The organism is Methanofastidiosum sp., assembly GCA_013178285.1.
Taxonomy (GTDB): domain Archaea; phylum Methanobacteriota_B; class Thermococci; order Methanofastidiosales; family Methanofastidiosaceae; genus Methanofastidiosum.
This window is the reverse complement of the sequence record JABLXD010000049.1, coordinates 1-9,153: the sequence shown is the minus strand read 5'-3', so window position 1 is coordinate 9,153 and position 9,153 is coordinate 1. Positions and strand designations below refer to the sequence as shown.

12 protein-coding genes are annotated in these 9,153 nt (G+C 34.1%); 2 read left to right on the top strand and 10 right to left on the bottom strand.

The window, feature by feature from the left end; all coding sequences use genetic code 11:
• On the bottom strand, nt 1-523 hold a 523-nt coding region (locus HPY60_10645; GenBank protein ID NPV51635.1), incomplete at its 3' end, for a hypothetical protein.
• Between the two features lie 156 nt (nt 524-679).
• On the opposite strand from HPY60_10645, the gene HPY60_10640 reads away from it, so the two are divergent.
• Entirely contained in the window at nt 680-2,269 is a 1,590-nt protein-coding gene (locus HPY60_10640) for a GTP-binding protein (GenBank protein NPV51634.1), read from the top strand.
• On the opposite strand, the gene HPY60_10635 is transcribed toward HPY60_10640, so the two are convergent.
• From HPY60_10635 to guaA, 6 genes are all read right to left on the bottom strand, one after another.
• Nucleotides 2,264-2,701: an OsmC family peroxiredoxin gene (locus HPY60_10635; GenBank protein ID NPV51633.1), complete on the bottom strand. Its 438-nt coding sequence runs from the start codon at nt 2,699-2,701 to the stop codon at nt 2,264-2,266. The genes HPY60_10640 and HPY60_10635 overlap by 6 nt on opposite strands.
• Nucleotides 2,702-2,794: 93 nt before the next feature.
• On the bottom strand, nt 2,795-3,043 hold the full coding sequence (locus HPY60_10630) for an elongation factor 1-beta (GenBank protein ID NPV51632.1): 249 nt from the start codon (nt 3,041-3,043) through the stop codon (nt 2,795-2,797).
• A 41-nt stretch (nt 3,044-3,084) separates the two neighbouring features.
• Nucleotides 3,085-3,240, bottom strand: coding sequence for a DUF1610 domain-containing protein (locus HPY60_10625; GenBank protein NPV51631.1), 156 nt, complete (start codon nt 3,238-3,240; stop codon nt 3,085-3,087).
• Between the two features lie 10 nt (nt 3,241-3,250).
• Nucleotides 3,251-4,234, bottom strand: a complete 984-nt coding sequence (locus tag HPY60_10620; protein ID NPV51630.1) for a hypothetical protein — start codon at nt 4,232-4,234, stop codon at nt 3,251-3,253.
• Between the two features lie 36 nt (nt 4,235-4,270).
• Nucleotides 4,271-5,161, bottom strand: a complete 891-nt coding sequence (locus HPY60_10615) for an MBL fold metallo-hydrolase (protein ID NPV51629.1) — start codon at nt 5,159-5,161, stop codon at nt 4,271-4,273.
• Between the two features lie 9 nt (nt 5,162-5,170).
• Nucleotides 5,171-6,712 (bottom strand): glutamine-hydrolyzing GMP synthase, encoded by a 1,542-nt coding sequence (guaA, locus tag HPY60_10610; protein NPV51628.1) that lies wholly within the window; start codon nt 6,710-6,712, stop codon nt 5,171-5,173.
• 208 nt (nt 6,713-6,920) lie between these two features.
• On the opposite strand from guaA, the gene HPY60_10605 reads away from it, so the two are divergent.
• Nucleotides 6,921-7,175 carry a SemiSWEET transporter gene (locus HPY60_10605; protein NPV51627.1) on the top strand — a complete coding sequence of 85 codons (255 nt, stop codon included), beginning with the start codon at nt 6,921-6,923 and terminating at the stop codon, nt 7,173-7,175.
• Nucleotide 7,176: 1 nt separating this feature from the next.
• Here HPY60_10605 and HPY60_10600 read toward each other — a convergent pair whose 3' ends face one another.
• From HPY60_10600 to HPY60_10590, 3 genes are all read right to left on the bottom strand, one after another.
• A complete protein-coding gene (locus HPY60_10600) occupies nt 7,177-7,629 on the bottom strand; it encodes a tetratricopeptide repeat protein (protein NPV51626.1) in 453 nt (150 codons plus the stop codon).
• Between the two features lie 17 nt (nt 7,630-7,646).
• Nucleotides 7,647-8,075: a hypothetical protein gene (locus tag HPY60_10595; protein ID NPV51625.1), complete on the bottom strand. Its 429-nt coding sequence runs from the start codon at nt 8,073-8,075 to the stop codon at nt 7,647-7,649.
• A 75-nt stretch (nt 8,076-8,150) separates the two neighbouring features.
• Complete coding sequence (locus HPY60_10590) at nt 8,151-8,540, bottom strand: transcriptional repressor (GenBank protein NPV51624.1); 390 nt, start codon at nt 8,538-8,540, stop codon at nt 8,151-8,153.
• Nucleotides 8,541-9,153: the final 613 nt, after the last annotated feature.

The following is a 9,153-nucleotide window of genomic DNA, read 5'->3' as shown; positions in this document are numbered from 1 at the left end:
CAATTATTGGCGATTCTTTTTTTTCTTCAAAAACTGGCTTTTTTACTTCTTCGGCCATTTTTTTTTCAAATCTTTCTTCAGGCTCGTAGGATATCTTTTTAGGATGCTCCTGTTTTGATGCATAAGTTTCGCCCATTGTCTTAAAGGTTTTTTCCATCTCCTGAAGTCTTTCGGTGTTCATTTTGATTGACTCTGCTACCCTCTCCATAGTTGCGGCAACTTTGGATAGCGATTCCATAAATTTATCTTCTTCTTCCTCAGAGCCTTCAACTACCATGCTTGATTCTAAGAGATTTATTAGCTTTTCAAGCCTTCCAACTAGAGGATCTTCATAAGGGCCCCCTTCTTCAACTGCTGCTGCACTTAATATTTCTTTGATCTCGTCAAGCTTCGTGACAATCTCCTTCGATTCTAAAGGGGCGCCGCTGTATCCCATTCGAGGCATGATCTGCATGAAGGTGTCAAGCTGCTGCTTAAGCTTGACATACTCCATTTTGAGGTCATCATAATCATTGCCAACCATACTATCATCTCATTAATGCTAATGTACATTACAACTTATAAATTTAACTATTTAAAGTTTTTCATGCAAAAAGTGTAAAACTATAAATATTGCTTACCGATTACCGAATTCTAATAGTAGTTAACTTTTTATTGTAGTCTCAGGTAGTACTTTCGAATGAAGGGCGACATACACGAAATTCTAAAAAAAGGAGAGAGAAAGAACATAGAGTTCAAGTCTGCACTTGGAGATGAGCATCTACTTAAGGACAGAAAGGAAAGATTATCCTCCCAAATGAAATACAGATTGAAAACTGGTGGGGGAAAAGCTTACTATATAATAGGCGTATCGGATGACGGAAATGTAGCCTCTCAATCTCAAGAGGAGTTTGAGAAGACTCTTGATGTTATAAAGAAACTCTCTGAAGGTATTGGGGCTAGAATAGTTGAAGTAGAAAGATACAATGAAAATGGATTTTTTGGCAGAGTAACTATAGAAGAAAATAATTCCGAAAAAGGCATAAAGGAACATATAACCATAGGAACAATTGGGCATGTAGACCATGGAAAATCAACACTAATTGGAACCCTTCTAACGGGGATGGAAGATGACGGCGTTGGAAAAACTAGAATATTTTTAGACTTTCTCCCCCATGAAATTGAAAGAGGTCTAACTGCTGAGATAACGCATGCTGTTTTTGGATTTAAAGGTGAAGAAAGGATATATCTTAAAAATCCACTTAACAAAAAAGAAGTTGCCGATTTAATTGACAGATCAACAAAGATTATTTCTTTTGTTGATTGTCCGGGTCATGCGCCTTGGCTTAGAACTACGGTCAGAGGCATTCTTGGACAGAGAGTAGACTATGTGCTTTTAATCGTGGCATCAGACGACGGAGTGACTCCAATAACAAAGGAGCATCTTGGTATTGCCCTTGCTATGGATATCCCTCTAATTATTGTAATAACGAAAATTGACAAAGTATCCTACGATGAAGCAAAAAAGGTTATATCAGACGTTTCAACTCTTTTGAGAAGAGTAGGAAAAGTCCCGCTAAATGTTAAGGACAAAGAAACTGCACAGAATATTTCAAAGAAAGTATCTGAAAGATTTTTGATCCCGATAATAAAAGCATCTTCTATAACTTTAGAAGGTCTAGATATATTAAATGAGCTTTTTTTAAATCTCCCTGAAAAAACAAACGATGAGCTATACAAAAAACCATTTTTGATGTACATTGATAAGACCTACAAAGTAAGAGGTACAGGAACAGTTGTAACGGGGAGAGTCAAGCAGGGTATTGTTAAAAAAGGGCAAGAACTATTGTTAGGTCCAATTAATGATAAATATGAAAAAGTTTCATGCCAATCGATTAAACAGCACCACCTTGTTCAAACTAAGGGAGAAGTAGGAGATATCCTTGGGATTGCCATTAAAGGTATCGATGCTGAGTTGATAAAAAGAGGTATGGTAGTAAAAGATGAAAATGGTGAAAGTAAACCAGTAAGAGAATTCTTAGCCGAAGTTTTCATATTAAACCATCCGACAAGAATAAAGGAAGGGTATGAACCAATAATACACCTTGAAACTATATCTGAAACTGTTACTTTTGAAAAGATTTACAATCAAGAATATCTATCCACAGGAGACAGGGCTTTAATAAAAATGAAATTTAAATATAATAGTTACCATCTAAGCGAAGGTGACAAGTTCATTTTCAGGGAAGCAAAATCAAAAGGTATAGGTGGAATAAAAAAAATATTATGAAGCTATTTCCACAAATGATTTAATTTCGACTTCTGTTTTAATTGAGTTTCCAATGAAGCATCTTTCTTTTGCAAGTTTTATTGCTTCTTCTGCCCTTGGGATATCTTCCTTTGTTTCAACTGTTACATAAACATTTATCAATATTTTAGTAAATATATACCCGTTTGGAGATTTTTCCAAAAATCCTTTTGACTCACTTTTAAAACTCTTAAAGTTACAGTTGACAAGTTTTGACCTTGAAAGAAAGGTAGTAAAAATACAGACGTTTTCTGCAGCTACGTATAGATCTTCAGGTGTTATAATGCCTTCGTGGCCTTTGAATTCTGGAGGTGTTGCAATTTCTATTGTAGGCTTTCCTTCCCAACTCAAATCCCCAATCTTTTCCTTTTTCCAAGTGACTGTATTTTCATAAGTATAGACATCTTCGCCCATTAAATCACCAATTATTTTTAATACTTATTCGTTATAAAAGTTGTGGTTTTCAGAAAAGATTGAATAAAATTTTATAAAAATTAAAATAAAAAATTAACCGACAAGTCTTCTTACGTCAGTTATTTCAACTTGAGTAACATTCTCAATGCTTGACAAGTTATTCTCAAGTTCGTCAGTTCCGCCTGCCTGATCCTTCCCCAATAGCATTACCTTCAAAGATACGAGGCCAAATGCAATTGGTATCTCTTCAATTTTGTGAAGCTTCATATTCTGGGGCACTGCATCTTCAATTGCTTTTTTCATTACCCCGATATCAACATCAGGAGAGTCCGGCATAATCATTGCTGTAATGCTTAAATTAAAATCGGCCATCAAAAACACCTTTATGGTCCAACAAATTCTCCACACTTGCATTGAAACTTATTTACAAGTACTCTGCATCTTTCGCATCTTATTACAATCTCATCACAAGAAGGGCAGGGAAACTGAACGGCCTGCTCATTTGAAGTAATCTCTCTCTTACATGATGTACATTTCATGATAATCCTCCTATCGAGTGTCCTTGATGGGTTTATCTAGCTTTATTTTATATGTCTTTCCTTTCTTTTCTCTGAATATAATGCCCTTTGATTCAAGGTCCATAACAAGCCTTGTGACCTTTGGCCTAGAAAAGTTAGTAGCTTCGGGGAGTTTTTCTTGTCTATCTTCCCCATTCTTCAGAGCTTGTACAAGTTTTCTCTCATCTTCTGTTAGGACAAATACCGGCACTGAATTATCTTTCTTTAATCTAAGAATCAGAAATAAGGACATTGCACCGACTATCAACCCCGCAAACATTGAAATTATGTCAATCTTTAGATTTAATCCTTCCTCTTCTAAATCAATGACCTCAGAAATATTAATGTCCTTACCAAGTCTTTCGACAGAAATACCTTTTGATGCGAAACTAGCTACAACATTCTCTGATATCATAGGGCCAACAACATAGACTTTTCGCGCATTAATTTTTTCTAAAGCATCTTCGGTAGAAGCGGGAAGTGAATTTTCATTTGTGATTAGGATAGGTATTCCCCTTTTCATTGCAAACTTTGAAGCAATGAGGTACGATTCCTCTATATTTCCGTTGATAATCACTGATTCCCTGGATGATTTCCATAAATCTATGGCAACGCGTGCAGCTGTGCCTGCTCTATCCCAATCCCATATTCTTGTGACCTCAAATCCAATATTAGATATGTCAAGTTCAATGTTTTCTGAAATGGCATCTGTTGTTCCACCTATAATTAGAACATTTCTTGCACCTTCATCATAGAATCCCATAAGTTCCTTTTTTGAGGATCCTGAAAGTGTTTTTGGATCTGTTATAAGGATTGGTATCTTTTCTTTTTGTGAATAAGCCTGGGCAACCGTATAGTCAATTAAAATATCGCCTCTAACTACAATAACATCATAAGTAGCGGCTTCTGTAAAACTTGGGCCTAATATAGACAAAAAGAATAAGGAAAGAACAATAATTACGCCCAATCTGTTCATAAAAAATTACTATTATTAACGCTTAAAAGATTTCTGTTAATTCTTCCAGAACAAGATGCCACCTTCAATCTCAAAGTCAGCTTTTCCAGTATTATATAAATAGTGGAGAAAAGCTTTTGTTGTGATAGTAACATAAATATATTTTGTAAAGTCAAACTTTATCGATAGCTTCTCTGCTATCTCTTTTTTCAGCTGCTCCTCACTTTTTGCTTCTTTAATCAGATCTAAAATCATTTTTTCTAAAGATTCTAGTTTTTTCTTGTTTTCAACTAATGCATTTTTAAAATTCTTAGCGCCCCTGATGGGAAGGCCATGAGCCGGAAGGCAGTAACCAACTTGGTAGTTGGAAAGAATATCTAGATCTTTATACTGTGACTCAATATCAGTATAGAATGGCATTTTGAACATATTAAGTGCTGGAACAGAATAAAGGCAGTCTCCAGAAAATAATACTCCTTTGTATAGCACTGCTATTCCCAGAGGGGAGTGGCCTGAAAGAGGTATAATTTCCACCTCTTCTTCATCGATTTTTACATTGCCCTTATCAATTACCCCGTCTACTTTTATCCCTTTAAAATTCAAAGGAGTTTCAGATACCTTCAATGGAGATGTGGATGAAAAATATGAATAAAACTCTAAGTAAGGATTTTCAATAAATGCTTTTTCGATAGAAGAAGAATAAACTTTCAATTCAGGAAATGATTCCTTCATTTTAAGTAATCCATAAAAATGATCCCAGTGACCGTGTGTTATAATTGCAGATGCGGGAACTAGGCCTTCTTCATCTAACAATCTAATAATTTGTTCCCCATCTTCTTTGCTGCCCCCCCCATCTATTAGAATACAGCGATCTTTAGACTTTATTACTCCGATATTTGTATCAACAGAAATGTATTTTATATTGTCCTTAATATCAAGGAGAACCATATCAATCAACTAGCAGGGCTCTATTGTTTGCGGTGGCTTGTGACTTATGAAGTAAGCGACAGAGACTACCTCGGGTATTTCATTAGTTATTCTTGTTGAAATATTTTCCAGTAAATCCCATGGAAGTTTCTTAAAGTTAGCGGTCATTGCGTCTTGAGATTCCACTATCCTAAGCCCAACTATCCTGCCAAACTTTCTTTGATCCCCGACAACGCCGACTACCCTGTCCTCAAGAGTAACTGCAAATGCTTGCCATATATTTTCAATCAAGGCTTTTTCTAACTCTTCTTCTACAATGGCTGAAGCATCCCTACAAATCTTAATATTTTCTTCTGTGACAGGCCCAGTTATCCTAACGGCAAGTCCAGGGCCTGGGAACGGATACTGATCAATTATCTTTTTTGGAAGCCCAAGTTTTCTCCCCACTTCCCTCACTTCATCTTTGTATAGATCTCTTAAGGGTTCAAGTATCTCTTTAAATGAAATCGATTCTGGAAGCCCTCCAACATTATGGTGAGATTTAATAGTGTCTGCATGTTGAGACCTACCACTTTCAATTACATCTGGGTAAATAGTTCCCTGGACAAGGAATTCAGCCCCTATCTTTTTTGCCTCCTCCTCGAATATCCGGATAAATTCTTCACCTATAATCATTCTTTTTTTCTCTGGGTCTGTGATACAATCTAACTTTTCAAAGAATCTATTTTTTGCATCAATTTTTTTAAAGTTAATATCGTGACCTGAAAAAGCCTTTGACACTACCTCTGCCTCGCCTTTTCTCAACAGTCCATGATCGACAAAAACTGCATAGAGCCTATTCCCAATTGCTTTTTCTGTTATTGCAGCTGCAACTGAAGAGTCAACTCCTCCGCTTAAAGCAATTATGGCATTTCCATTGCCTATTTTATTTTTAATTTTGTTAACAGTTTCTTCAATAAAATCAGATAAGTCCCAGGTGCCATTACAATTACAAACATTATAGACAAAATTGGATAATATTTTTTTACCATTCTTTGTGTGTACCACCTCTGGATGCCACTGCAATCCATAAATTTTCTTAGAAGTATTCCTGAAAGCGGCTATTGGAGAGGTTTCCGTTTTAGAGGTCACAATGAAATTTGGAGGTAATTCAATAACTTGGTCACCGTGACTCATCCAAACTGTTTCTTTCTTTTCAAGATCTTTGAATATTCCTTCAGAATCAAGTATTTCAACTGTTGCAATACCGTATTCTTTTCTCTTTTCACCTTTTACATTCCCGCCCATCTTGAACGCAAGTAATTGGTGACCGTAACATATACCTAAAACTGGGATGCCTTTTTTTAGAATATATTCAAAAACATCATCACTTAAAAGAGGCGAATCCTTTTCATAAACGCTCCTTGGACCTCCAGATAGTATTATGCCTTTGGGGGATAATTTTTGAATCTCCGTAATTGTTATCTCTGGGAAAACAATTTCAGAATATACTTTGAGCTCTCTAACTCTTCTTGCTATTAAATGTGCATACTGACTTCCAAAATCAACGACAAGGATTACCTCTTCCTCGATACTCATAATGAAAAATCTAAACAATAAGATATAAAATTAACTAATAAGGACAAATAACATAAAAAAGAATTGAAAGCAATTGATTTCTTACATTTGCATTTCGATTTTGATACTACCTAATTCAAAATAAGATTAACTTATTAGATGATTAAATATAGCCGAGATTTAAATCTAAAGTCTTTTAAGAGGATCCTATACTCTAAGAATTGTGGAAATTGTAACACTCTTAGGCCTATTGGCTGGAACTCTCACCACAATCTCTTTTGTCCCTCAGGTGATGAAAACCTGGAAGTTTAAGGAAACAAAGGACATATCCCTTTTGATGTATATTATCTTTTTCACTGGAATTTTACTTTGGTTTTCTTATGGAATTTTTATAAAAAATACACCAATCCTAGTTGCTAACGGCGTGTCATTAGTTTTAGTTTTTATAGTGCTTGCACTTAAAATCCGCTACGGTTAATCTATTTTTCTAGTTCTTTTGAAATTTCAAAGCATTTTTTTGATTCTATAAATTTTCCCAATTTCTCAAGTGCAACTCCTTTTTTGTACCAGGCATCTTTAAATTTAGGATCTATCTCAATCGCCTTATCATAGCATTTAACTGAGTCTTGATAAAACGCCTCTGATAAAACAGGACATAAATGACATTTAACACATAGATTTACATCCTCAGAATTTTCACCTTGCTTTAAAAGAACATTTCCCTTTCCATGCCAAGCAAGAGCATTGTGTTTACCTAATTTAATTGCTTTTTGATAGCAATCAAGTGCGTCTTGGTATTTACCTTGATTAAAGAACAAATCTCCGTCGTTTATTATTTCTGATATTTTTATCAAGTCAGCACCACACTTTTTGCAAAAATTGGAATTAGATTTAACTTCTGATCCACATTTTGGGCAACAATTATTTTCCATGACACTATCCCAATTGCTTAGTCTATTTCTTCATTTAGTAATTTTAGTCTATTGAGCATAGCTAAAAGTAAACCACTATCAATCACATCAGCAAAAAATCCTTCGTTATGCTTATCATGCCTTACAATCATTGTAAAAATTCTTCTTAAAGTTATAAGGTCGGCATCTTCTAAAAGTTCATAATACTGGGATAAATCTTCCAAGTCTTTTCCAGAATCAAGCCAATTAAAGTTTGTAACAAATCCCTGCTCATGCAACTCTCTGTAAAATTCCATAAATTTTGGAGAATAGGTAACATAAATATACTCAACTATATTGCCCCCATCCCGTTTAGGCATTATAATATCAAAGAATTTATTATTTCCATCTTCAAAATATGAGAGATAATTCAGTACAACTTCAATATTTTTCTTTGTTAAAGGAACATTTTCATCCACTACGGGCATTAACTCACCTTTTACTTTTATTGTATTTAACATATTTAAATAATATGCATCAAGATTTGGAAAATTAAAGTTAATCTATTTACATTTATTGCATATTCCAAAGAAATTAGTATTAGTGGATTCAACCTTAAATTCTTTTATTTTTTTGATTAAATCTAAAGAAAAGTCAGTTAATTCTTTTGATTCAAAATCTATTATAGAGCCACAATTTTTACAGATTATATGATGATGGGGGGTTAAGTTTGGTTCAAATCTTGAAACTCCTTTGATATTTACTTCTTGAATTAAGCCCTTGTTAGCAAGAAACTTAAGATTCTGGTATACTGTAGCTTTACTAATCCTTGTTAGTTTCTTTTTTACGCCTTCATAGACATCATCTACTGTTGGATGAGTAAAATTATTCTGAAGAAAATTCAAAATTTCTATTCTCTGATTGGTATACTTTATGTCTTCAGCATCCTTCATGTGTATAATTTGTATACAAGTATATTTAATATTAATTATAACTAAATAAAGAATAAATTGGGAATTAGTATAAATTTAATAAATAGGGGCACATATTACAAATAATCTAAATATAAAGAAGATATTTGTATCAACTCTTCTTGACTTTATTTATGGAAAACTATTTCTGGAACTATCAGGCAATCATAGATTTTTCCCATAAAATTAATTGTTTTCATTTAAGAATAATGGTATCCAATAACTTTATATATAACAAATGATTTACGTATGGTGGTAGTTAATAACTACTGAGTGTGAAAATATGGCAGAAAAAAAGAAAGAAAAGAAGGTAGAAAAAAAGCCAGCGGTAAAGAAGCCAGAGGCCAAAAAGCCAGCCGCGAAGAAAAAATAAGAAATCTTCTGAAGAGACCTTGAAGATAGTTTTTTATTTGTTTTTTATTATTCTTAAATTTTTAGTCTAAAAATTAATAGAAATCGGAAGCCCCGGGGGAGCCAATTTAATAAATACGAAATCACTGGGAGAATGTATATATCTTAACTGCCAAATGTTAAGGTCATGGACATTCACAAGGGAAAAATAAGATATGAAAATCAAATGGCTCTGCTGGAGAAA